Origin of the sequence: Desulfitobacterium sp. PCE1 (assembly GCF_000384015.1) — a bacterium.
GTDB classification, from domain to species: Bacteria; Bacillota; Desulfitobacteriia; order Desulfitobacteriales; family Desulfitobacteriaceae; genus Desulfitobacterium; species Desulfitobacterium dehalogenans.
Window position 1 is genome coordinate 2,175,177 of sequence record NZ_KB913023.1, and the last position, 24,296, is coordinate 2,199,472.

Annotated in this window: 27 protein-coding genes and 1 riboswitch; of the genes, 6 read left to right on the plus strand and 21 right to left on the minus strand. The window is 44.3% G+C overall.

The genetic code is table 11. The features are described from left to right. Positions 1 to 16: 16 nt before the first annotated feature. Positions 17 to 412: a YlbF family regulator gene (locus DESPCE1_RS0110775; protein ID WP_014794029.1), complete on the minus strand. Its 396-nt coding sequence runs from the start codon at positions 410 to 412 to the stop codon at positions 17 to 19. Positions 413 to 485: 73 nt separating this feature from the next. After that, a complete protein-coding gene (miaB, locus tag DESPCE1_RS0110780; RefSeq protein ID WP_014794030.1) occupies positions 486 to 1,826 on the minus strand; it encodes a tRNA (N6-isopentenyl adenosine(37)-C2)-methylthiotransferase MiaB in 1,341 nt (446 codons plus the stop codon). Positions 1,827 to 1,993: 167 nt separating this feature from the next. On the opposite strand from miaB, the gene DESPCE1_RS22540 reads away from it, so the two are divergent. After that, positions 1,994 to 2,170, plus strand: coding sequence for a DUF1540 domain-containing protein (locus tag DESPCE1_RS22540; protein ID WP_014794031.1), 177 nt, complete (start codon positions 1,994 to 1,996; stop codon positions 2,168 to 2,170). 69 nt (positions 2,171 to 2,239) lie between these two features. Here DESPCE1_RS22540 and DESPCE1_RS0110790 read toward each other — a convergent pair whose 3' ends face one another. The 11 genes from DESPCE1_RS0110790 to DESPCE1_RS0110840 all read right to left on the minus strand — a co-directional run bounded on the left by DESPCE1_RS0110790 (position 2,240) and on the right by DESPCE1_RS0110840 (position 12,301). Next, positions 2,240 to 2,734, minus strand: a complete 495-nt coding sequence (locus DESPCE1_RS0110790; RefSeq protein ID WP_014794032.1) for a HyaD/HybD family hydrogenase maturation endopeptidase — start codon at positions 2,732 to 2,734, stop codon at positions 2,240 to 2,242. 81 nt (positions 2,735 to 2,815) lie between these two features. Beyond that, positions 2,816 to 3,439, minus strand: a complete 624-nt coding sequence (gene cybH, locus DESPCE1_RS0110795) for a Ni/Fe-hydrogenase, b-type cytochrome subunit (protein ID WP_014794033.1) — start codon at positions 3,437 to 3,439, stop codon at positions 2,816 to 2,818. 71 nt (positions 3,440 to 3,510) lie between these two features. Then, positions 3,511 to 5,067: a nickel-dependent hydrogenase large subunit gene (locus tag DESPCE1_RS0110800; protein ID WP_014794034.1), complete on the minus strand. Its 1,557-nt coding sequence runs from the start codon at positions 5,065 to 5,067 to the stop codon at positions 3,511 to 3,513. Positions 5,068 to 5,070: 3 nt separating this feature from the next. Then, a complete protein-coding gene (locus DESPCE1_RS0110805) occupies positions 5,071 to 6,159 on the minus strand; it encodes a hydrogenase small subunit (RefSeq protein WP_019850483.1) in 1,089 nt (362 codons plus the stop codon). A gap of 231 nt (positions 6,160 to 6,390) precedes the next feature. Continuing rightward, on the minus strand, positions 6,391 to 7,674 hold the full coding sequence (locus DESPCE1_RS0110810; RefSeq protein WP_014794036.1) for a D-alanyl-D-alanine carboxypeptidase family protein: 1,284 nt from the start codon (positions 7,672 to 7,674) through the stop codon (positions 6,391 to 6,393). 14 nt (positions 7,675 to 7,688) lie between these two features. After that, positions 7,689 to 8,534 (minus strand): DegV family protein, encoded by an 846-nt coding sequence (locus tag DESPCE1_RS0110815; protein ID WP_019850484.1) that lies wholly within the window; start codon positions 8,532 to 8,534, stop codon positions 7,689 to 7,691. 156 nt (positions 8,535 to 8,690) lie between these two features. Further along, a complete protein-coding gene (locus tag DESPCE1_RS23280) occupies positions 8,691 to 8,828 on the minus strand; it encodes a hypothetical protein (RefSeq protein WP_019850485.1) in 138 nt (45 codons plus the stop codon). Positions 8,829 to 9,000: 172 nt separating this feature from the next. Continuing rightward, on the minus strand, positions 9,001 to 9,387 hold the full coding sequence (locus DESPCE1_RS0110825) for a hypothetical protein (protein WP_242835386.1): 387 nt from the start codon (positions 9,385 to 9,387) through the stop codon (positions 9,001 to 9,003). Positions 9,388 to 9,533: 146 nt separating this feature from the next. After that, positions 9,534 to 9,953 carry a hypothetical protein gene (locus DESPCE1_RS0110830; protein ID WP_019850487.1) on the minus strand — a complete coding sequence of 140 codons (420 nt, stop codon included), beginning with the start codon at positions 9,951 to 9,953 and terminating at the stop codon, positions 9,534 to 9,536. A gap of 284 nt (positions 9,954 to 10,237) precedes the next feature. Next, positions 10,238 to 10,687, minus strand: coding sequence for a thioesterase family protein (locus DESPCE1_RS0110835; protein WP_014794041.1), 450 nt, complete (start codon positions 10,685 to 10,687; stop codon positions 10,238 to 10,240). A 162-nt stretch (positions 10,688 to 10,849) separates the two neighbouring features. After that, a complete protein-coding gene (locus DESPCE1_RS0110840; protein WP_019850488.1) occupies positions 10,850 to 12,301 on the minus strand; it encodes a M23 family metallopeptidase in 1,452 nt (483 codons plus the stop codon). Positions 12,302 to 12,392: 91 nt separating this feature from the next. Between DESPCE1_RS0110840 and DESPCE1_RS22545 the strand changes: the two genes are divergently transcribed. Both DESPCE1_RS22545 and DESPCE1_RS0110850 read left to right on the plus strand, forming a co-directional pair. Then, the gene (locus DESPCE1_RS22545; protein WP_014794043.1) at positions 12,393 to 12,566 is read left to right on the plus strand and encodes a DUF896 domain-containing protein; all 174 of its coding nucleotides are present in this window, start codon (positions 12,393 to 12,395) and stop codon (positions 12,564 to 12,566) included. A 99-nt stretch (positions 12,567 to 12,665) separates the two neighbouring features. Beyond that, the gene (locus tag DESPCE1_RS0110850) at positions 12,666 to 12,929 is read left to right on the plus strand and encodes a hypothetical protein (protein WP_014794044.1); all 264 of its coding nucleotides are present in this window, start codon (positions 12,666 to 12,668) and stop codon (positions 12,927 to 12,929) included. Between the two features lie 107 nt (positions 12,930 to 13,036). On the opposite strand, the gene pyk is transcribed toward DESPCE1_RS0110850, so the two are convergent. From pyk to DESPCE1_RS0110875, 5 genes are all read right to left on the minus strand, one after another. Beyond that, the gene (gene pyk / locus DESPCE1_RS0110855) at positions 13,037 to 14,770 is read right to left on the minus strand and encodes a pyruvate kinase (RefSeq protein WP_014794045.1); all 1,734 of its coding nucleotides are present in this window, start codon (positions 14,768 to 14,770) and stop codon (positions 13,037 to 13,039) included. A 111-nt stretch (positions 14,771 to 14,881) separates the two neighbouring features. Continuing rightward, entirely contained in the window at positions 14,882 to 15,892 is a 1,011-nt protein-coding gene (gap, locus tag DESPCE1_RS0110860; protein ID WP_014794046.1) for a type I glyceraldehyde-3-phosphate dehydrogenase, read from the minus strand. A 185-nt stretch (positions 15,893 to 16,077) separates the two neighbouring features. Continuing rightward, complete coding sequence (locus DESPCE1_RS0110865; RefSeq protein ID WP_019850489.1) at positions 16,078 to 17,178, minus strand: PRK06851 family protein; 1,101 nt, start codon at positions 17,176 to 17,178, stop codon at positions 16,078 to 16,080. A 183-nt stretch (positions 17,179 to 17,361) separates the two neighbouring features. After that, positions 17,362 to 17,493 (minus strand): hypothetical protein, encoded by a 132-nt coding sequence (locus DESPCE1_RS24005; RefSeq protein ID WP_014794048.1) that lies wholly within the window; start codon positions 17,491 to 17,493, stop codon positions 17,362 to 17,364. A 102-nt stretch (positions 17,494 to 17,595) separates the two neighbouring features. Next, positions 17,596 to 17,997 (minus strand): NifB/NifX family molybdenum-iron cluster-binding protein, encoded by a 402-nt coding sequence (locus tag DESPCE1_RS0110875; RefSeq protein WP_019850491.1) that lies wholly within the window; start codon positions 17,995 to 17,997, stop codon positions 17,596 to 17,598. Between the two features lie 262 nt (positions 17,998 to 18,259). Here DESPCE1_RS0110875 and DESPCE1_RS0110880 point away from each other — a divergent pair, with 262 nt between their 5' ends. Both DESPCE1_RS0110880 and DESPCE1_RS0110885 read left to right on the plus strand, forming a co-directional pair. Beyond that, positions 18,260 to 19,156 carry a MoxR family ATPase gene (locus DESPCE1_RS0110880; protein WP_014794050.1) on the plus strand — a complete coding sequence of 299 codons (897 nt, stop codon included), beginning with the start codon at positions 18,260 to 18,262 and terminating at the stop codon, positions 19,154 to 19,156. After that, positions 19,153 to 20,562 (plus strand): VWA domain-containing protein, encoded by a 1,410-nt coding sequence (locus DESPCE1_RS0110885; protein WP_019850492.1) that lies wholly within the window; start codon positions 19,153 to 19,155, stop codon positions 20,560 to 20,562. Before DESPCE1_RS0110880 ends, DESPCE1_RS0110885 begins: the two co-directional genes overlap by 4 nt. 59 nt (positions 20,563 to 20,621) lie before the next feature. Here DESPCE1_RS0110885 and DESPCE1_RS0110890 read toward each other — a convergent pair whose 3' ends face one another. Then, positions 20,622 to 21,644 (minus strand): molybdopterin-binding protein, encoded by a 1,023-nt coding sequence (locus DESPCE1_RS0110890; protein ID WP_019850493.1) that lies wholly within the window; start codon positions 21,642 to 21,644, stop codon positions 20,622 to 20,624. Continuing rightward, positions 21,637 to 21,773: riboswitch (molybdenum cofactor riboswitch) on the minus strand. (Overlaps the previous gene by 8 nt.) A 142-nt stretch (positions 21,774 to 21,915) precedes the next feature. On the opposite strand from DESPCE1_RS0110890, the gene DESPCE1_RS0110895 reads away from it, so the two are divergent. Beyond that, entirely contained in the window at positions 21,916 to 22,620 is a 705-nt protein-coding gene (locus DESPCE1_RS0110895; protein WP_014794053.1) for a Crp/Fnr family transcriptional regulator, read from the plus strand. Positions 22,621 to 22,624: 4 nt separating this feature from the next. Here DESPCE1_RS0110895 and DESPCE1_RS0110900 read toward each other — a convergent pair whose 3' ends face one another. Beyond that, entirely contained in the window at positions 22,625 to 23,221 is a 597-nt protein-coding gene (locus DESPCE1_RS0110900; protein WP_019850494.1) for a 4Fe-4S dicluster domain-containing protein, read from the minus strand. A 144-nt stretch (positions 23,222 to 23,365) separates the two neighbouring features. Next, on the minus strand, positions 23,366 to 24,283 hold the full coding sequence (locus tag DESPCE1_RS0110905) for a DMT family transporter (RefSeq protein WP_019850495.1): 918 nt from the start codon (positions 24,281 to 24,283) through the stop codon (positions 23,366 to 23,368). Positions 24,284 to 24,296 lie beyond the last annotated feature (13 nt).

Sequence of the window (24,296 nt, forward strand, 5' to 3'; positions counted from 1 at the left end):
CTATAATATCGCGAGCTTATGAACAGCTTCCCCCGCAACCTGAACATCCTGTGTCACAGGAGCAGCTTCCCCCATTGGGATCATTGGCAATGGCTTGAGCTAATACACCATTAATGGTATCCAGCATTTTCGTGAATTGCTCTTGAGCTTGCAGATAGGCAGCAATTGGAGGATACCCTTCCACTTTCGCTTCCATAGCATCAATGGCCTGTTGTACCTCATCTGTTAACTCTTGACCTTGGGCTTGGAGCTCATACACTCGCTGTTGCTCATTTTGAAAATCAGCAATGATTTGCTGAGCTTGCTCGTCAGCCATCATGGCTTCTTCTGTGCTGCGTAAATTTTGTAATTCAACACTTTTTGCTATAGCTGCAGCTAGAACTTCGGCTTTTTCCATAATTTCCGCCGTCATTACAACACCTCCATCTTCGATTGATTCTACACTTTTTTCTTGATTCCTGCTTTTAACCTTCAATTATTATTTATTATATGCCTTCGACGCATTCTCCAAACAATGTCCAGGAATTGGCGTCCTGAATCAGCACTTGAACCAAAGTGCCCATTAATTTAGCTTCTCCAGGAAATACTACCAGCTCATTGCCTCTGGTACGTCCGGTAAGACGATCGGGATTGGATTTACTTGGCCCTTCCACCAGAACTTCGTAGGTCTTGCCGATCATTTCCTGCCGCCAAGTCAGACTTTGGGCATTCTGGACATTGATTAAGTGCTGTAGGCGGCGTTTCTTAATGTCCAGAGGAATTTGCTCTGCCATTTGGGCTGCGGGTGTACCGGAACGTTTTGAATACATAAAGGTAAAGGCTTGACTGTATCTCACTTCCCGAACTAAATCCAAGGTTTGCTCAAAATCCTCTTCCGTCTCCCCAGGAAAACCGACGATGATATCCGTAGTTAAACTGGCCTGGGGAATGATGGCCTTAATTTTGGCAATCCGGCTTAAATAGTATTCCCGGGTGTATTTACGATTCATACTTTTGAGAATCTCATTGCTACCGGCCTGAAAAGGAAGATGGATATGCTCGCAAAGATGGGTGCCCTGGGCGATGGTTTCAATCAATTTATCCGATAGATCTTTAGGATGGGAGGTCATAAAACGCACTCTCCATAGCCCATCAATGGCATCCACGGCCTTGAGCAAATCAGCAAAATCATAAGCTCTGTCTAAGTCCTGACCATATGAGTTAACATTTTGACCGAGTAAGGTCACTTCCCGACAGCCTGTCTTGACTAAGGCACTGATCTCTTCCACGATATCTTCAGGTTTACGGCTGCGCTCACGGCCGCGGACATGAGGAACAATACAATAAGTGCAAAAATTGTCGCAGCCATAACTGATATTGACGAAAGCCTTAAGTTTTCCTTTTTCTGCGAGAGGAACCGATTCCTGAGTTTCTTTCGGCTTTTCCCAGACCTCGGCCACTTTCCCCTTCTCCTCGGATTCCTCTAAGAGACGCTGAAATTCATGAATATTATGGGTTCCCGCCCAGATATCCACATGGGGAGCTCTTTTTCTAAGCCGTTCTAAGGCACCCGGCTGCTGAACCATACATCCGGAAATGGCGATTTTCAATTGAGGATTTGCTTCTTTCAAGTGCTTGAGTTCGCCGATTTTACCCAGAATTTTATTTTCTGCACTTTCGCGAACACAACAGGTATTAATAATGATGAGGTCGGCCTTTTCCAACTCCTGAGACCGGATATACCCTTTTTGGCTGGATATCTCGGTCAAGGTATCGGCATCACGCTCCGACATTTGACACCCATAGGCTAGAGTGACGACCTTCTTTTGGGCTTTGGTGCTTGACATACTTATAGTTTCACTCCTGAAAAGTAGTATTCTTCATAAAGGATAACATAATTCAATACAGGCCGCCAGTCAAGGGTGACCGTGAAGGATTTTACGAATTTTTTCTGGTTCTTTTTCGGTGTAGAAGGTGATTTATTTGGGTATCCTTAATGATGGAGGTGATACGAATGGCTAATCCAAAAGTTTTATGCAATGTGGCAGAGTGCAAATATAATGAAGCAGCAAGACTATGTCATGCCGGGGAAATTCAAGTCACGAAGCATCATGCTGAGGTTCGTACTTCTGAAGCTACCGACTGCGGCACCTTCGAATTAGGTGACGGAAGAGAAAAAGTAGTGGATTAAGCATGTGATAAGGGAACCGGAAAGACCGGTTCCCTTTAGTCATTTTATTAAGTTGCTTCCGGGATGGGATTAAGGGTTCCCCTGGCGGAATTCTCCATGCTGAATAATGTGCTGAATTTCTTCCAGAACAAGATCCTTGACTCTGGGTAATACCCCTCGAATCTCAGGAGTCAATTCCAATCCCATGTCCAGGCTTTTGGGCTGAATACCAAAGATAAGAGTTTTGGGTGCAGTCCCTAATATATTAGCCATAGCTAATACTTCCAAGATTCCCACTTGATGAAAGGATACCTCAAATTGAGAGGGCATGACCCGAATATCCTCCGGTTCAAATCGGAAAATCGCCCCAGGCTCATCCTTGGCATTGACGGCATCGACGATGATGAGGTAGTCTACTTCTTTAATGAGATGAACCAATTCAAGTCCTGCAGTTCCACCTTCCAGAAGTTCTACATTATCCGGCAGAGTTTCCTGGGATAATAGCGTGAGAAACTGAACCCCGAGCCCTTCATCGGAAAGTAGAACATTCCCTACTCCCATGACCATAATCTTCGGTTGCAGCATTGTTTTGACCCTTTCTGAAAACCTTCGTCTTTTCTCTAATGATATGCGGCCCGAACTATACAGTCAAGGACTGCAGAAGGATTAAGGTTGAGCCGTAGTCGTCTTTCCAGAAGGTGTGGTCTTATCCTTCGCACGGGTTTTGCCAAAAAACATATACCAGAATTGATCTACAGCTTCCGTGAATACCATGTAAACATGAACGGCGATAATGGCAATGAACAGCCAGGTGATAACATAGTGGAATCCACGGATAGCAGCTAAACCACCTAAAGTGGCTTCTAAGCCGGGAAACGCCATGGGCAGATAAAGGATTGCCCCTGTAAGGATCTGCAGTACGGCCAAGATAGGCAGACCGATATAAGCAAGCTTCTGCAGCGGATTATAGGGATTGGGGTTAGCGGGATGGTCCTTTTGAATGAACAAGTAATATTTAATTTGGGGTATGAAGGTCTTGACATCATGGGAGTCAAGAAGAAACTTTTTGAAATCCCTGTGCTTGGTGAAAAAAGAGATATAGAAGCGCACTATGCCGGTGAAGATTAAACTAAACATAAAGATAAAGTGGATATTGCGGACAAGATTCATCGGCATTCCCTGATAAGGAGAATGAATCATAAATCCTGTAATGATCAAGGCAATAAAATTGATCAGGTTAATCCAATGGGTAATCCGATGAGATAACGGATGTTCGGCTGGATTCGCCATACTTTTCCCTCGCTTTCTCTTCCATTTCTTATTGATCCTTATCCATCCTCATGAACCATCAGCCAAAGTTATTAGCTAATTTTAAACTTGTGGATTTCATTGGTTTGGGGATCGATAAGATGAATAGCGCAAGCTAAGCAGGGATTAAGGGAACGAACCACGCGAACGATGTTGATGGGGTTGTTTTCATCAGGAACAGGAACGCCGATGAGGGCTTTTTCCAAGGGACCGTAATTCCCTTGGGCATCTTTCGGAGAAAAGTTCCAGGTGGTGGGAACAACCATCTGATAGTTCTCTGTCTTATGATCCTTAATCTTAATCCAATGGCCTAAAGCACCCCGGGGAACTTCTGTTAAACCAACTCCTTGGCCGGTTGCCGGAGGATTCCAATGCTCGGTATCGTGAATTCGGAGACCTTTGCCGATTTCCGCTTCCAATGCATTACACCAGTTAAGCATTTCCTTGGCCAGAATGACGGCTTCGTAGGCGCGGGCGGCATGGCGGGCCACGACACCAGGCTTAATACTGTATTTAGCAACAATGTCCATAAAAGGTTTCGGCTGCATGACCAGCATTCTCGCTAAATTACCTACTTCCACAGGCTTTCCGTCATAACGTGGCGCTTTAACAAAGGAATAGGCATCTTTTCGTTTGATATCGGGTACGGTATCCGAATCATAGGGATGATCCCCTTTGGGGCTATCTTTGTACCAGGCATAGGTCACTCCTTCCGTAACCTTGCTCTGATCTACTGCCATTACCTTGCTTAAGTCACCATCCATAATCACTCCAGCCGGCAAGAAGAAGTTCTTTTTCTCATCATCAAGGCCAAAGCCGCCAAAGGAGAGGAAGTTGTTATACCCACCGCCAACTCCTGCCTGAGCAAGGGGAAGCAGCGGCCCCGTCCCGAAGGTCAGAACATCCTGCAAATAGACATTCTCAAGAAAATCGATCTGCTCTAATAAAAGAGAGCGGTATTGCTCTACGACTTCAATATTAGGAAGCATGGTTACGCCACCCACAACGATGGAAGATTGGTGGGGCTGTTTTCCGGCAAAAAGTGCCGACATCTTCTTGGCTTTGGCTTGCATATCCAGAGCTTTTAAGTAATGGGAAACCGCAAGGGTAACCAATTCAGGATCGTTGACGCAGTACTCATCGGGCTCGTAGCGAGGAGTTAACGGAGCGGTATCGCCTGCGGCGATTAACTTGCCTATTTTCTCCTTAACCCGCAGCAAGCCAGGATCTTGTCCCTGGTATTTGGCCACAGCCGTAATATCCAAAAAGTCTAAGGCGCTGAGATGATAAAAGTGCAGTGCCGCATCATGAAGCCACATGGCGGAGGTGATTAGGTTCCGGATGATCCGACCGCCGGCAGGTACCTTCGCGCCAAAGGCATCATCCAGACAGAGGGAAGATGCCCAACCATGAGCACTCGCACAAACACCGCAGGTTCTTTCCGTGACATAGGTGGCATCCCGGGGATCCCGGCCTTTTAACAGCGGTTCAAACCCGCGAAACATGGTCCCGATGGATCGGGCATCCGTAACCACCCCATTGGTAACTTCTACTTCTACTTTTAAGTGACCCTCGATTCGAGTCACGGGATCGATAACTACTTTACCCATCTCTTAGTCCTCCTTCTTCTGCTCCGAGTCGTTATTTTTTAGTCTGCCGCTGGCAACCGTGGCAATTAGGTGTGCTCCCAGGCCTACGACAGTTGCCCCACCCACAACTTTTCCAACGGTATCAGCATGAATCTGACCGAGTCCGGGCAAGGAGAAGTTTTCTTGTTTGGCGTAGAGAGGACTGAATTGTCCATAGAAACCAAATTCAGAACATCCGGAACAAGGAGAACCGGCGTTAATGCAGAAATTCGCATTATCATTCCACCAGACTTGAGCACAGTCGGTATAGGTTTTCGGTCCCTTACAGCCCATCAGCAGCAAGCAATAACCTTTTTGGGCAGGATCATTCCAGTCAGACAGGTAATTGCCGGCTTCAAACTGACCACGGCGGGGACAGTTGTCATGAAGCAGCTTTCCGTAGTAAATCAGGGGACGGGCTTGCTCATCAAGTTCAGGAACGGCGTTGAAAGTTAGATAATAAACTATGGTTCCGATCAGGGTGTTAGGTTTAACCGGACAACAGGGAAGATTAATCACAGGAGTAGCTATATTGTTTTTCTGCAAAAGCTCTCTGACCCCAATGGGCTTAATCTCACATGCACCAGGGATCCCAGCTCCGTCGGTGGCGCAGCTTCCAATCGCTATAACTGCCTGGGCTTTTGCAGCAGCTTCTAAAACGGTCTCTCTGAAGGGCCTTCCCCCCACCATGCAGTAAAAGTCTGTTTCTTCCGATGCCGGAACGGACCCTTCCACGACAAGCACAAACTTCTCATCAAGAGTATCTTGATAAGCTTGTTCTGCTACATGGCCGGATGCGGCCATAATGGTCTCATGGTATCGAATGGAAAGAGTATCAAGTACTAATGATTCGATACTGGGATTAAGAGTTGCCAGTAAAGATTCACTGCAGCCAGTACATTCCATACCATGCAGCCAAATGACAGGGGGTTTTTCCATTGCTGCTTCCACAGCTTTTGCCGCTTGTGGAGTCAGGACCTCGGGTAGGCCAAGAGCAGCGGTTGTAGCAGCCATGAGCTTCATGAAGTCACGACGACTGATTCCACGGGCTTGAAGAAAATCTAATCTTCCCATAACAATACCTCCATTACCTTATAGACCTTTGAATCTGCAAGGTTTCTAATCTATAAAAATCTATATTCGGTATTCCCAAATAAAATCCTGCAAAATTTCCTATAATTTTTAGATTTTTCAGACTATGTTAAAATATTCACTAAAATTTGCATGTTCTTTCACGAACATTTCTAAAGTTCATGTCGTTTTTAATTAGAAAAAAATGGGGGTATCTCATTTTTTGAAATACCCTCATCTGCGTTGGTATCTAGAATAATGAATCTTCTGCCCATTTCGTTCTTTCCGCTGTTGAGCTCTCTCTCTTCTCCGTTCAGCATGTTTTCTTTGCTGTACCGCCCCATAAAGTACAACCCCGCTCACCATAAGCCCCAAACCAGTGAATAAAGCATAGGACTTCTTTTCCACAGGGGTTTCCGTTATGATACTCCGATCCGCAGCTAAAGGAACGACTCTTAAGCGTTCTTCTTCTTCCCATACTTCAAGGTGAGTAAGGACTTGTCCGGCTGCGACGTCTGTAAGTTCCCCACGTATGGGCAAAACGTTGATTCGCGGCTGTGCTAAGGCCTTGTCCCTTTTTTGCGTAATCCAAAGGGCTTGATCTGTCAGGAGATTAATCTGCTGACCTTGAATTTCGATCTGACCTAAGGAATCCCCTATCCCCTTATAGAGGGTATTCTCAAACTGTTCAAATCCATAATCCAATAATGCCTGCATATCTGTATAGATTTCACGGCCGGGAGATTTTAGGATGACGCCAATTACATCACGGCCATCCCGGGATGCGGAGGCGACTAAACAATTTTTGGCAACAGAGGTATATCCCGTTTTCATTCCTGTAATCCCATCATCACGCCAAAGGAGCTTATTTTCATTGATCATTTCGATGGGTACATTTTCTTTTTCTCTCGGGATAACATGGGATTTGGTTTTTATATACTCTCTAAACTTTGGATTGGCGTAAGCAGCCTGGGCGATGCGGGCAAGATCGTGGGCTGTGGTTAAATGCCCCTCTTCATTCAACCCGCTGGGATTCTTAAATGTGGTATGTTTCAATCCTAAATCTGCGGCCCTCTGATTCATTAAGCTCACAAAATCAGGCATATTTCCACTAATATGCTCAGCTATGGCTACTGCGGCATCGTTGGCTGAATTAAGCAGGAGGGCGTAAAGCATATCTTCTAAAGAAAGCTGTTCTCCAGGTTCCAGATAAATCCGTGTCCCATAAACCGTGTTATAATCCAACATGGTTTCGCTGGCAGTAACGATATCCTCCGGATTCCCCAACTCAATCCCCAAAAGTCCTGTCATGATTTTAGTGGTACTGGCAGGGGCCATAAGCTGGTCCCCATTCTTGCTGTACAGTGTCTGTCCTGATTGCACATCGATTAAGTAGGCGGCTTCTCCGCTGATTTCCGGAGGTGCTGTTTCCTGATTGGTTTCAGGAGCCGCCGATAACGTCGGGACAAAGATAAAGAAATACAATAATAAGGTGATGAGAGCGATTATGCGTTTCAATGATGTTCCCCCTATTAGCGTTGGTAGAATAATGCGATAGTGCCGGGACCGGTATGGCTTCCTACAACACACCCTATATCACTAATGATAACATCTTTGACGGGTACATTCTTTTTAATTTCCTCAGCTAATGCCTGGGCTTCTTCAAGGCAAGCCGCTTGGGAAATGCCGATCTCCTGATCTTCAGGATGACGAATTTCTTCTTGAATGAGTTCGACCAATTTTCGCATAGCGGCTTTCCGGGAACGTACTTTAGCTAGAGGCTCGATACGGCCCTCAGGAGTAATATGGAGAATAGGCTTAACATCCAGTAAGCCGCCGATAAAACCGGCAGTCTTGCTGACACGCCCTCCTTTGACCAGATAATCCAAAGTATCAGGAGTAAAAACATACCGCATGTTTTGACGAACCTGAAAAATTTGTGCTTCCGCTTCCTCCCAGGAATTAGCTTTTTTAACGATGCGATTGGCTTCCAGAGCCAATAAACCGTAACCCAAGGATGCCCCTAAGCTGTCAATAACATGGATCTTATCCGGCTGAGAACACATATCACGAACCATCTGTGCCGTGCTGAAGGTTGAACTCAAGCCTGATGAGAGATGAATTGCAACCACTTCATTCCCCTGGGCTAAGATTGCCTCATAAGCATCTTTGAGAGTCCCAGGATTGGGTTGTGACGTTTTAGGGAGTTCTTTGAACTCTGCAAACCGAGGATAAAAAACATCGGGAAAAATATCGATTCCTTCATTATATGTTTTTCCTTCTATGCTAACAGGCATGGGGACAACCACAATGCCTTCTTTTTGACTTAAATCACATGGTAAATCACATGAACTATCGACAAGAACTACATAACCCATATCATTACCTCCTTTAGTAATAAGTAAATAGTATTCGTGAAAATTAAGGTTTTTTCCTGCTTTATATCTTGCTCTTTACTAATACTTTATTATACAAAAAAAGCCCACTTCCGTGGGCTTAACCTATTTTATGCTTAATATTCCCTATAAAATACACTAAACCAATAATTCCTGAACCATCAGATGATTATCCAAAGGGGTAATGAGATGTGTCGAAATAAACTGCGAGAGCTCATGTTTCTTAACCAAACGATAATTAATCTCCTCTGCTTCTATCCATGTGACCAGAAACATGATAATTCCTCCTTGCTTATTAGCACATTGTATTGTGTATACATAATACCATAATTCTTTAACCATTTCAATGCTTTCATCTTGAGCGATAAATCAAATTTACTCTACGCACGCAAAAACGGCGACCGGCAGTATAGCCGGAAGCCGTTTTCGTATAACCTGATTCATCATTTTAGCGGGGTGAGATGATATCGACCTTCCAATTCCCATCTTCTTGTACAAGCTCAATGTAACCTTTAAAGGTAAACGTATTGGATACATCTTTTTCAGTTTGGACCTGTACAGTGAACAAATAGCCTCTGCGTCCCTCCAGTGCATCTGTCGGTTGAAGTTCAATGGCAGATACCTTAAGATCAGTGTTTTCATCATAGGCGATTTGGGACGCACTGGAGATTATACGATTAGCGATACATTTTTCATAACCGTTATCTGTTAACTGTTCTCCGTATACTGTGTGCATGTAATCTAAAAGAATTTGATTATCGTCCCGACTCTGACTCTGTGAGAGAGCGTGATTCAGATCTTCGTAATCTTGCTTTGTTGCACCGTATGTTCTCATAAGCACTGCTTTTGCTAACTTTTCAGGCGCATCCATCCCGCTTTTAAAGCTGAATACTAGAACAACCGTCACTATGAATGCAGCAAAAATGGCAGCTAAAGTAATGATTAGACTTCGGGAAACCTTTTTTTTCATGTGGTTCATAATCAATTATATTGATGGTAACGGAAGGTTACATCGTAAATTCTATCGGAAGATTCGTAATATATCTCGTTAGGATTCTTCAGAATAGTTGTATATGTCGATGTCAAGCGTTCGTTAGGTTGCCAAGTTGCCCATAAGCCACAAGGGTAACCATTGAGTGGCTCATTTTCACAGACAAGAACCAAATAACAGCGTGTACATTGAAAACAAGAACGCCATCCTGAGAAGAGAGAAGTACCTGTACCTTTGTTGAAAATGTTTCCCCAACCAGCTGAAAGCATATCATGGGTTGCATAATGCCCACATTGTGGGACAACTTGTGGCTGAATAAGTTCGTTCTCTACACCTAGGGCAGCCGAAGGAATAATTAATAAACCAAAGCATAATACAACACTCAGTAGAAAAGCCCCTAACTTTTTCATAAGGATTCTCCTCCTAAAGTATTTTTTATTTGCTTATCCGCACTACATTGCTGATTAACGTCGCACTCCCTCCTATATTTTTGTTTGTTCGCTATAATTTTACATTTATGAAATCTTTTTTCAACCTATTTGTATAATTTAGCATTAACTTTCGTTTCTCGAATCATTGCATCTTTCCATGTCTTTGCACAAAGTGCCCGTCCCGGGTGGCTCAATTAAAAAGGGGCATCGTCACTACTTATAATGAAGTAGTGACGATGCCCCCAACCAAGCGGCAGATGGAATTAAACCTGCGCTCCTGCCTCTGTCTTTTCGCTCTCCCTGTTTTCATTGATAATCTCTTCAAATTCTTTCCAGATGGGATAATTCCGTGCATCGGTGCTTCTCCCTGTGCGATCCACAAATACATGAATGGTTGTCCCTTCAGCTAACAAGGTATCCTCTCTCCAGACTTTATAGGTAAACGTGAGTTTACGCGAAGAAAAGCTTTCCAGGCTTGTTTCAATAACCAGCTGATCATCATAAAGTGCAGGGCGGCGATAACGGCAGGTAGCATCAACCACCGCGACGGCAAGGCCTTGTTCTTCAAATGAGGTATAGGCTAATCCTGCATTGCGCAATAGTTCAGCCCGGCCTATTTCAAACCAAATCAAATAATTGGAATGATAGACGATGCCCATTTGATCTGTTTCAGCATAACGGACTCGTACTGGAGTTTGATAGTTTAAGAACATAACACTTCCTCCTTAATACCCTCTATTTATCTTTTTATCTTTATTTAGGATTATAAAACATCTTGGCCATTGGTTCCATAGTGTGAAGATTTTGTCCGGGTCGTGCAGCTTATTCTATGGAAATAAAAAGCGCCCTACGGCGCTTTTTATATTTACGGTAAATTACGGTAAATAATTTAGGGGATTGACAGTATCGCCATTAATAATCACTTCAAAGTGCAAATGAGGACCGGTTGAACGGCCGGTTGAGCCCACAAGACCAATGGTCTCCCCTTTGCCTACTTGTTGTCCATTAGAGACGCTTATTTTGGATGCATGGGCATAACGGGTGGCTACTCCATTACCATGGTCGATGATAACCATATTGCCATAGCCCCCGCTCCAGCCTGCAGAGGATACTGTACCACCTGCTGCCGCCATAAACGGTTCCCCTGTATCTCCGCCAATATCCAAACCGATGTGAAAACTTCCTGAGCGGAAGCCGTAATAGGAGTTAAGCCCTCCCCTTAGGGGCCAACTCAAGCCGTTTGCTTTTCCCGTTCCACGAGAAAGGGCCACATTGGCTGATGATGCATAGACAGGACCTTTAGCAATAACCTGAGTCACAGGCTGCTGAGTGATTTTTTCTTCCAACACTTCTTTTTCTATGTTCCTGCCATTTTCCTGAACATAGGAATAGGTGACCTTTTTGCTGCCATCGCTTCCTTCCTGGCGAACCACAGAAGAACCGCTGGGCAAACTATAATCTGTCTTTGATACGACATCAAAAGGAATCGTCTCAGTACCCGTATAGATCCCTTTACTTACCACGGTGAGATAGGGAGTGACTTTAACCAAGTTGATTTTTTCACCAACTTGAATCGTCTTATCCTCGTCCATACCTGGGTTACCGGCCAGTACTTCCTTTGTCAGCATATCGTTTTTACGAGCGATTAGCCACCAGGAGTCATTGGGTTGTACGACATACTCTGTTCTGCTTTCATGCCCTTTCGTTAATATGTCAAGGACAACCTCCGGCGAACTAAATTCCTCTAACTGCACTTCGACGGGCTGAGAGGAGATTCTTTCTTTGAATTCTACAGAAGAGATCGTATTGTTTTCGCTGGGTTTAGCATAGATTTCCTGATAAGATGTAAGAATCTTCTTAAAATCTTCTTCACTGGGAAGAACAGCTATAGGAGTGTCTTGGATAGAAAATTCTATTCCTTCAAAATATGTACGTATTAAATTGTTCAGCTTATCCTCTGTTACATAGTTCTCCTGAAGAGTCCCTTTACTAATCCGTGTATTTTGGAACTCAAGTTTGTCATGAGTCTTTGCAACAAGTTCCGATGAGTCCCCTTTGGAAACAAGGATATGATCGACGAATTGTTTGCCTTCGTCCGGGGATTTTACATAACCTATTTCCTGACCGTTAACTATCAGTGCGGCTGCCGTGGTTGTATGGCTATAATAAAAGCTGCCGCCTAATACTACACTCAGTCCAATAACCCCAAGGACGATTTTGGGGAATCCCGTAGATAGCTTTGCTTTAGAAAACCTTTCTAAATGCTTAGTCAAGTTCTCTTTGATGCTTTGAATAATACCGCCTGAGCCTCCTTTCCGATTGGACAAGTTCCACTAAATATTATATCATAGAATCGCCATGATTAAAGAAAATTATATTGCCCTTGTGTGAGGTTTAAAGGAAAAAGGAGTTACAAGCATGGAAATCAATACTCTTATTGAGCGAATTAATGAGCTTTCACGGAAGCAGAGAACGATTGGCTTGGAAGAATGGGAAAAAGCTGAGCAGGAAGCTCTTAGGCAGGAGTATCTGGGCTTTATCCGGGGCCAGGTTATCGATACCCTCAGTCATGTGAAAATTGAAAAATCCTAAGCAGACGGGACTGTTTTTTCTTTCCGGCGTATGATAAATCCTCAGGAAAGCATACTAACCTTAGACAAATCATTATGCTTTCTTGAGGAGGGATTCTTTTTGCCGGAACGTGTCATGAAATATGGGGGAGTAAAATTTCGCAATCTTGTACCTCCAGTCAAAATCAACCGCTTCGTTAATCAACTTGCCCCCGATAAAAAGGACTCACTCTTTGAAATCGCTGGTGAATTAAGCGATGCAGGGATGATTGAAATACTTAATGAACGCACCCAAAGCACCATCGATCAGGATACTGTGGATGAGCAGACTCCGAACGCTGAAGGCAACACTGAAGAAGTAAATGAAAGCAATCGATATCTATAAAATAAGAAACCTTTGCAGACAAAATATGCTCCCTCCAGATGGCTGTACAAAGCAACTGCCTGGAGGGAGCTATTTATATGTTCTTTATTTTGAGTCACTTAACTTTACTAGAGAATGCTGACTGTACCATCGTAGACTACTCCCGCCAAAGCATCCACGGTCAAGACCTGCCCATCCTTAATCTTCATAATCACATCAGCGGCACCGACAATGGCCGGAATTCCATAGTTTAAGGCGGCTATAGCCCCATGGGAGGTGAGTCCCCCTTCTTCGACAAGAATTGCTCCGGCTTTAGAGATTAATGGGATCAGCTCTTTATCGGTATAGGGTGCTACCAGAATATCTCCCTTCTGGAAGAAGTCTTTAGTAGCTGGGGTAATGATTCGTGCCGTTCCGGAATAAGCTTTGCGTCCAATCCCCGTTCCTTTAGCAAGTACATCCCCTATGACTTGGACTTTAATGATATTGGTGGTCCCTACTTTACCAACGGGAACTCCCGCAGTAATGACAACCACATCACCGGTTTTAATCAGGTGATGAGAAATGGCTTCATTGACAGAAACAGATAAAAGCTGGTCCGTACCTAAACTCTCTGGAATAAGCAAAGGATAAATTCCCCAGGTCAAAGAGAGCTGACGTGCTACATGAACAAAGGGTGTGGCTGCAATAATTAAGGATGTGGGACGGTACTTCGATATCATGCGAGCCGTCAACCCGGAATGAGTCGGTGTTAAGATAGCGGCAGCTTCCAGATCTCTGGCTATGGTGTAGCTGGCATGACTGATGGCTTCAGCGATATTGATATGGGGGTCATAAATGGGCCTTGAATCATAATGCTTCTCGATCTGCAGAGCGATCTTATTCATCATCTCTACCGCTTCCACCGGATACTGTCCGGCTGCGGTCTCCCCTGAGAGCATAATGGCATCAGTGCCATCTAAGATAGCATTGGCCACATCGCTGGCTTCTGCCCGTGTAGGCCGCGGGTTACGGATCATGGAATCCAGCATTTGCGTAGCGACGATGACGGGTTTACCTAAACGATGGCATTTTTCAATCATGTCCTTTTGGTGAATGGGGACCTCTTCTACAGGTATTTCCACTCCCAGATCCCCGCGGGCCACCATCAGTCCATCAGCAACTTCTAAGATCTCATCTAAATTATCAATACCTTCGCGGCTTTCAATCTTGGCGATAATTTTGACATTAGCTCCTTCTTCCTCAACCAGGCGTCGTACGGCCAAAATGTCAGAAGCCTTCCGGGAAAAAGAAGCGGCAATAAAGTCGATTCCTTCCCTTAGTCCAAAAATGATATCATCACGATCTTTTTCCGTAATCGCCGGCAGCTGGATCGGAACACCGGGTACATTGACCCCTTTTTTCGATTTAAGAACTCCCCCATTTTGGATTTTAGTGATGATCTTTTCTTCTTCACTGGATATCACTTCAAGGTCTATGAGACCATCATCAAGGAGGATATGAGTCCCTTGGCGAACCTCCTGCCAAAGCTGGAGGTAGGTTATACCCACTCGCTCTGCCGAGCCAAGAGTGGATAGGTCTGTATCAAGAATAAAGGTTTCTCCGCTATTTAATTGAACTCCTTCATCCGGAACCGTTCCCGTTCTGATTTCGGGGCCTTTTGTATCCAGAAGAATTCCCAGATGAACGCCAAGTTTTTGTGCCTCTTCTCTTAACGTACGTATTCGTTTCCCATGCTCAGCATGGGTTCCATGGGAGAAATTTAAACGAGCGACATTCATGCCGGCCTTAAGTAATTGATGAACCTTCTCATTGGATTCGCTGGACGGTCCGATGGTACATACTATTTTTGTTCGGCGCATAGTTTCCCTCCGTCATTGATTTTGTAGAGTGCTAAGAAAAAGTGCTATGAATAAAAACGAAAAAGACCATACATAAAATTTTACTATTCTTTTCCACAAAAAGATAGAGGGTTATAGTCCTTTGCCGGCAATGTATTCGACTAAATCCACAATTCTATTGGAGTATCCCCATTCATTATCATACCAGGCCAAGACTTTAACCATGCGGTCTCCCAGCATAATAGTAGACAATCCATCAATAATGACACTATGAGGGTTGCCATTAAAGTCGTGAGAAACCAAAGGCAGATCGGAATAAGCCAAGTAGCCTTTGAGGCTTCCGGCGGCGGCTTCCTTAAGTTTCTGATTCACTTCTTCTTTGGTGGTAGAGCGGCTTAAATTAGCGACAAAGTCGATAAGTGAGACATTAGGAGTGGGAACCCTCACCGCTAATCCGTTGAGTTTGCCTTTTAGTTCGGGAAGAACCAGTTCCACAGCCTTTGTTGCCCCTGTCGTGGTGGGGATCATCGATTCATAAGCTGCCCGGGCTCTTCGCCAATCCTTATGCTCTAAATCCAAAATCCGCTGGTCATTGGTGACCGAGTGGGTAGTAGTCATCATACCTTGCTCGATCCCAAATTCTTCGAGCAAAACCTTAGCCAGGGGGGCCAGACCATTCGTCGTGCAGGAAGCATTGGAGAGGATATGATGCTCAGCCGGGTTATAACGATCCTCGTTTACCCCCATGACAATAGTGATATCTTCATCTTTCCCCGGTGCAGAAATGATGACCTTTTTCGCTCCGGCCTGGATATGCAAAGCCGCTTGATCCCGCTTGGTAAAACGCCCTGTGGATTCAATCACAAGATCGACTCCCAGATCCTTCCAAGGGAGTTTCTCAGGGCTTTTTTCTGCCAAGAACACCGCCTTTTGACCCAAAGCTTCAAGGGTGTTTTCATTTACCTTAACATCATAAGGTAATTCATCGTGAATCGAGTCATACTTGAATAAATGACCTAATAGATCCGGACTTCCCAGATCGTTTATGGCAACAATGTCTATGGGGCTTTTTCGCTCCAGGATTGCTCTCATGGAAAGCCGACCGATTCGGCCAAAACCGTTAATGGCAATTCTCACACTCATTCAGGAAAACCCTCCTTAAATACTGTTCTCATCAGCTTAAGTTTTTTGGATACTGGAATGATTATGCTTCATTCTCAAGTTATAGTTCCCCATCAAGGCAAAAAAATTGCACAGCCTGTTGCTCTGCATTAGTAAGTCTCTCCCCTTCTTTTAGGATACCCGATTAAATGTTTATGGTCTATACTTTATGAATAATTTTCCATGATCATCCTTAAGATAGAATTACGTTTCTTATCCATGGCTTCAAAATCCATAGCTGGGATATAATATCTTTCCAGTTCATCATGAAGAGTTTTTGCTCTTTGGGAGTGGGTTTGAGCCCGGAGTATACTTTCCTCAATCCTGTTTCGGCAAGAATCAATAAAACCTAGGGTGTTGGACAGCCCTGATAAGTCCAGCTCATTATCTAAGTTAAAAGAATGAATGGTCCCGCTAAATTCCGGGCGATAAGGATAATGCTCTGATGAGATAACCAAGGCGGTATGAAGTTCAGGTATAAGAAGAAGATCGATCTTATCCGGCTCAAGGGCATTATGATAGATTTCCATATCATAATCGAGCACCCTGGCATCCTCAGCAAGACGAGCTAAAAGGGTAGATTTTCCCGTTCCGGCTTGCCCCGCTAAAGAGTATAGGAAATGCATCCCTTGAATAAGAGTGTCTATATGCTGAGTTCTGCCTTGGGGAGTATGAGCCCATGCAAATAAATGACGAGTTTTTCCGGTACCCCGGCTTGATGATGCTTTAAAAAGTTCATTCCTCATCTTTAAGTAAATCTGATTGATCCTCTGCCAATCTTGATAAGGCGTAATATAGAATTCCCATTCATCCATGGCGTTTTTGGCATCTTTTAAAGCAAAATAAGCACTTTGAAAACAGCGGCTGATCTCATGACTGCAGGCCATAATATCTTTTTTGTAAGGTACTAGCAAAGATTCATTCCAATAGTCTCCCAGATTGATAATTTCATCGACAGCACCTGGCGTTTTGGGGTCCACCACATGGGGAGCCGTGCCGTCGAGTAAGGCAATCTTCAGCTCAGGAATGACAATACCATCGATGGAATGATTATCGGAGGAACAACAATGATACTCCAGATCAAAACCTGCTTTGAGCATTTCTTCCCCAATTTTTTTCATGAAGGTTGATTTCCCAACACCTGGGCCACCCTTTATGATATAGGTATGTTGCGCAGCAGCGTCAGCCAAGTAATTATAATAGGAGTGAAAACCAAGATAAGTAACACCACCGGGGAACATTTTCCTAATTACCGGATTCCTTGTCATAGAGACTCCCCTTTCCGCGCTATATTCCTGCACCACTAATTATATTCATAGGCAGGTTCAAGGGTGACAGGAATTCCAGCAGAACGGATCAGTATTATTTTCCAAGACAAATCAGAGCAAAGATTATTGGGTATTTATTTTCAGATAGTGGAAGCAAAAAGAGGAACAGCTAAACTGTCCCTCTCATGGTTTACGGATGCTGTATCCTTGATAGTCGTAGATGTTCCGCTCTTTCTGCTTATCATATTCCTGATAATGGGGGTCTCTCACGGTAACAGGAGATTTGGGACGTGAGACTTTTTTATGTTTTCCCATGCCGTATCCGCCCTTTCTACGCTATAGTTTGAGCACCCATGACTTATTCTGAGTTAATTTACTTATCAATATGCAGTTTTATTAAATTGAAGATTAATCCCATTATTTGTGGTGATGATGATCATTACTATGACCATGATGGTGGTGATGATCGTGGTCATGGTTATGGCTGCATACGGCATTGGTGGATACAAAGGTCCCTGCTGCATAGGATTGCGCCACATCCAAAACCGGCCCATTGGCGCCTCTCAAGACTTCCACGCCGGCATTTTCCAATCCGGCGATGGCTCCGGGTCCAATCCCTCCACAGATTACGGTTTCTACTCCTTTAGATTTCAAAAGCTGCGCAATTCCTTCATGTTGATGTTGGAAATTAGCCGTATCAATCCGCTCTTGACCGGATACCTTGCTATCTTGAATGACAAAGAGAGTAAAAGCCTGACTGCGGCCAAAATGGGCATTAACATTCTCCCCTTCTGTGGGGATGGCGATTTTTCTGTTCATGGAATCCTACCTGCCTTTCGATTTGTATGAGAGATAACTTCTATGTACCCCTAGGGGGTGTCTCCTTTATCCTAACTCCCTTATTTTCAATTGTCAATCTTTGATAAAACGTGTAAAATTTTATAGAAAACCCGGTTTCGCCGATCCTATATTTTCACTCCTCACAAAAGGCGAAAACGCTGGTTGCCCTTATGCTTAGAAAGTGTATAACGCAAGTTTATACTTTCTGGCAGTGTCAGTAAAGTCTGGAGGAGGGGTAATAATGTGGGGGTCTCCACTAGAATTAATGAATGCCTTAGAACAGGAAGGCTATATCCTTAATCAGGATAAAGGGACTACTTTATTTTTGGCGCTTGCACTCCGCAAGCCCTGTCTTATTGAGGGACCGGCGGGAGTTGGAAAAACGCAACTGGCCTTGGCCCTGGCGCGCAGCACCGGCCGCAGGCTTATCCGCCTTCAATGTTATGAAGGGCTTGATTTAAATAAGGCCCTTTATGAATGGGATTATGCCAAACAATTACTCCGCTTACAGGTGGGAATTACCGGCTGGGAAGAAATTAAGGAGAATATTTATGGGCCTGAATTTTTGTTAGCCAGACCATTGCTGCAAACTGTGCTTGCTGAAGAGCCCGTTATTCTTCTTATTGATGAACTGGACAAAAGTGATGAAGAATTTGAAAGCTTCTTACTGGAACTTCTTGCCGAGTTTCAAGTCACGATCCCGGAGGTAGGAACCTTTAAGGCCAAAAATTCTCCTATGGTCCTCTTAACCAGTAACAACACCAGGGATCTTTCCGAAGCTTTAAGAAGACGCTGTGTTCACCTGCTCTTAGCTTATCCGGATGTGGAACAAGAAATGAGGATTCTTGCCCAAAGGTGTCCGGAGATTACTACGGCCTTAATCCAGGATGTGTGTGAGTTCGTAGCCAAAATCCGTAAGATTCCTTTACGCAAATTACCCAGTGTATCTGAAAGTATGGACTTCGCCCGTGCTCTCCATATTCTTCGCCAGGAATCTCTCGATATGAAGCAATTGGAAGGTACCCTATCCATACTTTTAAAATACCCCAGTGATTTGGCAAAGCTTGAAGAGCGTTTAAAGGCTTGGCAACAGGAAGCTGCCAGAAGAACTCAAACCCAGAGCGGGGGATATTCATGAATGGACTCAATATCAACGGCTGGCAACTGCTGAAGCTCATCTATGTGCTGCGTTCGGTGGGCATCACTATTACAATTGATCAAGTTCAGGATGCTTTAAAGGCCTTAACTCTGTTTCCGGATCTTTCACCACAACTCGTGCTAAAATCTCTTTTCATCCATCGCCCGGAAGATCATCAGCTTTATGACATGGTCTATGATCTCCTGGCATCCACAGAGTCATCCTCCCCGGATTCAGAGCATACTGCCCCTGGACAATGTACAGGCCCGGACCAAGGAAACACTGGGGATGGCTCCCACCAAGGGATCGGTACCGGGCAAGGAGGAATCACCCTAATCCTTAAATCCTCAAGAGAGTCTTCTCAATCCTCGGCAACCTCTTTTCAAATGCCGGATCTCCACTATTTAATGGGGCTTAAAGGATTCCCTGGTACCATCGAGGAAGAAGAAACTCAGGAGTTTGATTTTGAGAAGCAGGTTAAATTCATTCTTGGACAATCGGGATTTTTGACTTGGTCCAATTCTTTGGAACTGGCTAAAAACCGGGGTGAAGTATCGGAGGACCAATGGCAAACATTCGAAGCTTATCAGGACTTTTGGAATCGTCAGATTCGCCAGGTTCTTTGGCAGGAACGTTTACAGAGCCAAAATCGCTGGGATATTCTCCGTGAAGTGAATTGGCGTTTTAAGCCTTTGAATTCATTTACCGCCGATGAAGAAGGGATGGTCCATCAAGCCCTTAGACAAATGGGAAACAGATTGGCTGTTCATCGAGGATTGAGTAAAAAGAAAGCCTCCCGTGGAACCCTGCGGGTTTCCTCTTTGCTAAAAGAAATGGTTCGGGGCAATGGATCTGTCTTTCGCTTTGAATATGAAACCTATGTCTTAAAGCATCCCGAGCTTATTGTACTATGCGATGTATCCAATTCCGTAGCTCCCTTTTCTCAATTTCTTCTTTACTTATGCCAACGCATCAAATCCCGGTTTCGCAAAGTACGGCTTTACCTTTTTATTGATGGAATCTGGGATATCACCTGTGAAGAATGGTTAAACACCGGTGATTCTATGGCAGAGATCCGTTCCTGGGGCCGCAAGCATTCTTCTGGATTCACAGATTATGGTAAGGTTTTCAATGACTTTGCCCAGAATGTTCTTCCCTCTCTTTCCACAAAGGGAACCGTGTTGATCATGGGAGATGGCCGCAACAATTTCCGCCCTGCTCAAGCAGAATATTTGCAGGAGATCCAAGAGAAGGTTAAGCATATCTTTTGGTTGAACCCTTTGGAGGAAAAGGATTGGACTTTACCCGACAATCTTATGAAGGAGTATAGGAGGTATTGCACCCAGGTTTTTCCCTGCCGGAACCTCAGTGATTTATGGCAGATCTCTAAAAAAGTATTCTCCTAAAGAACGATTAGCCAAATTCCCAAGCGCTTGGGAATTTGGCTAAGAGAAGGTTCTTCGTCTTATTTTCCGAAGGAACAATGGGGATAAGTGCATTCCGGACACTCCAGGCACAATCCTCCATGACCGTATTTGGCAATTTCCAGACGAGTAAGCCGCTCACCGGCTAGAATGCGTGTTGCTACAAGGTCAAAGACCGTTTTTCTTGAATACATGACACAGCCGGGCAATCCCAAAATCGGGATATCATTCAGGTAAGCCAATAACAGCATGGCTCCGGGAAGAACAGGAGTACCATAAGTGACTAACTCTCCCCCCAAACCTTTGATCGCCGTAGGGGTCAAATCATCGGGATCCACGGACATGCCGCCGGTTACCAGGACCATTTCTGCACCATGAGCTATATGCTCGCGGATGCGTTCTTGGATCATCTCTACATTATCATCGGCAAAGGTTTGTCCCAAGAGAACAGAGCCCCATTCGGCCACTTTTCCTTGGAGAACCGGTCCAAATTTATCTTGGATACGGCCATGGTATACTTCACTTCCCGTGGTAACCACTCCAACCTTTTTGGGTTGAAGGGGGCGGATTTGAAGAAGTGGTTCCTTAAATTGCCGGGCGATTTCTTCGGCTTCTACAATAACTTTCTCATCAATCATCAGAGGAACGACCCTGGTCCCCGCAATTTTCTGCCCTTTCTTCACGGGACGGTGATTATGAAGGGTAGCGAGGATAATATATTCTAAAGAATTGAGGGCATAGATCCCTTCTTCAGAAGCATAGATTAATCCATCCTCCTCAGCAATTAAATTGACCTTTCCCTCTTTTGTTTCACTAAAGGAAAGACCTGGGCCCGCCACTGCTTTGGCCAGACGCTCTGCTGCTTCATCTTCGTGAATAAGACCCGGAGTCTGATCCCACACAAAAATACGCTCTTTTCCCATACTGAGAAGAATCGGTATATCTTCTTCCTTGATAACATGACCTTTTCTAAAGCGAGCATCTTTTGTTTTTCCGGGGATAATTTGTGTCAGATCGTGCATAAGCACAGATCCGATCGCATCCTGCACTCTAATCTTCTCCATGGGGTTTCCTCCTTTTCTTTGCGGAAGGCATGTTCATTTCTAAACACACCCTGGTTTCAGGCATCTCTGAAACGGCCAAATTCCGTAGATCAATTCGGTAGGAAATATGGCTCGGCTACTCATTATTATAAACCATAACTGGCAATCAGGGAATGATTCACTTTCATAAGAAAATCATTTTTTCCTCGATTTTAAAGGGTTTCTTCAAGGAAATATAGAATTTTGTTCATACATAATACTTTGATGACACTTTTGTGAAAGGAAGGGAAGTATGGCTGGTAATATTCTTAAGTTCGAGATATTTAAAAACAATCCCAACTGGCAGGGACTGCCTGATTCGTTTTGGGAGTACTGTTCTGACCATGGACGGGTTCGCCATTATGCTGCAAAGCAATTCCTTTTCTTTTCCGGAGAAGACGGTAATTCAGTCTATTTTTTACTCAAAGGCCGTATCCAAATTTTGCTCATGAGTGAATTTACTGAGAAAATTTTTCGGATTCTGCAACCTCCCGCATTTTTCCCGGAAGTTATATTAGATAATAAAGTATATCCTTATGCAGCACTCACTGCCGAGGCCTCCGATGTCTTCGTTTTGGATCGAAAGGCGCTACTTCAGTACTTTAATGAAAATCCTTCCGCACTTCTGCCTTTTTATCGAAATATGGCTTTGGATCTCCGCAGAGCTTATCGGCAAATCAAGAATATTGCTCTGGGGGATGCTCGTTCTCGGTTGGGAGCTAAGATCTTCGCTTTAGCTCATGTCCACGGCCAAGAGACTCCTGAGGGAATTCTCATTACGATTCCCCTTACCGCAACAGAGTTGGCAGGAATGTGCAGTTTAGCACGGGAATCCGTAAGCCGCATATTAAGTGAACTGAAGGATTTAGGAATTCTCAAAATGGAGAAGAAACAAATAACTGTCAGCAATTTAGACCAGCTGAGAGGATGGATTCATGAACGCCAAAACTCCTTGTGACTCTTTATAGATTCTGTCGGCGGTCAAGAAAATGAGTGAGCCTTTCCAGCGGAAGGCCATTTTCTATATAGTCTTCAAGGATGCGGCCGATTATACCGGGGAGTTCAGACGTCTGGAGCTTTTCCCGGGACAATCGTGCCAATTGTGGATGCCTTCCCAAACGCCCGCCAAGATGGAGAGTCCAGCCTGATTCCCCGGGAAGTATTTTGCCTGTTTTACATGAGCGCACACAATCCCCGCAACCAATGCACTTACTTTCATCAAATTCCAGCCTTCCCTGCCAAGACAGAGCACCTTCTTGACAGGAACGGCAGCAGGCTTGACAGCCCGTACACCTTGCCCCTGTGAACTTGGGCATAAGAAAGCCCGTTAGCCCTATATCTTTGATTTGGGGCTGAGAACAGGCGTTGGGACAACCGGCTATGCTTATCTTCGGCAAATGATGATAATGAATCACCGGAAACTTCTGGTTCAGATGAGAAAACAAATCCATACTCTTTAGAATCTGCTCTAACTGTTGGTATAAAAAAGACCAATCCTGAGCAGATTTACTGCAATTTTTCCGACAATGTTCCAGAACAAAGCCAGGGTTATCGATCATTATGCCTCCTCCATTACTGCACATTTAAACTTATTGTACCATCCACAGGCTGTGGTTTTGTGTTTTGGGTCACACTTCTTAAGTTCACAACAGCAAATAAAAAACATAGCCATGTGACTATGCTTAAAGTATAATTTGGTGTTGCTAAGCCTTACCCGCTCCTGCGTGTTCGGGGATATGCCTACCTTTCCTCTCCGAAATCAATAATCCTGCTAACGTAAGTACAATCCCAAATACTGAGGCTCCGGTAATTCTTTCACGAAGCACAATAACGGCAGTAATAACGGTTATGACGGGAACCATATAAATATAAACGCTGGTTTTCACTGCACCCAATAGTTTAACCGCGGAGTTCCATGTTACAAAGCAAAGCGCCGATGCCCCCAACCCTAAAAACAGGATATTGAATAGGTTAGTCGGTCGTGTTAGTTCAGTTATGTCTGGCTTGAACCCAAATATGATTAAAGCGGGTATCATAAACACCAACCCATAGAAGAAAATTCTCCGTGTTGCCTGAATGGTGTTGTATTGAAACCCGCTTATTTTCTTTGTCAGAACAGAATAGGCGGCCCATACCACGGCAGCTAAAACGCCCAGTATATCTCCCAACGGATTCAGTTGCAGGTTGTTGCATCCGTTAAAGCTGATGAGGATAATTCCGACAACCGCAACGCTAAAACCCATAAAAAACCGCACTCTCAATTTCTCGGTATCTAAAAACAGATGAGCAAATATGGCGGTAAAAAACGGCGAAATTGAGACAATTACCCCTACATTGGAGGCGAAGGTATAAGTCAGGGCTATATTTTCAAGCAAGAAATACAGTGTAACCCCACATAAACCAGCGGCGGCGAAATATAAATCCTGTGTTCTTTCCCTGATCTTGAGCCTGTGAGGATAAGCGAGAAGCAAGACAAGAAAACCAATCGCAAACCTTAAAAACAGTATTTCAATGGGTGTAATTGATTCTAAAAGCAACTTGGTGGATATGAACGTTGTACCCCAAATAAAAATCGTAATCAATGCCAACAAATGTCCTTGAACCTCTTTTTTTGTGTCCATGAAAACCCTTTCC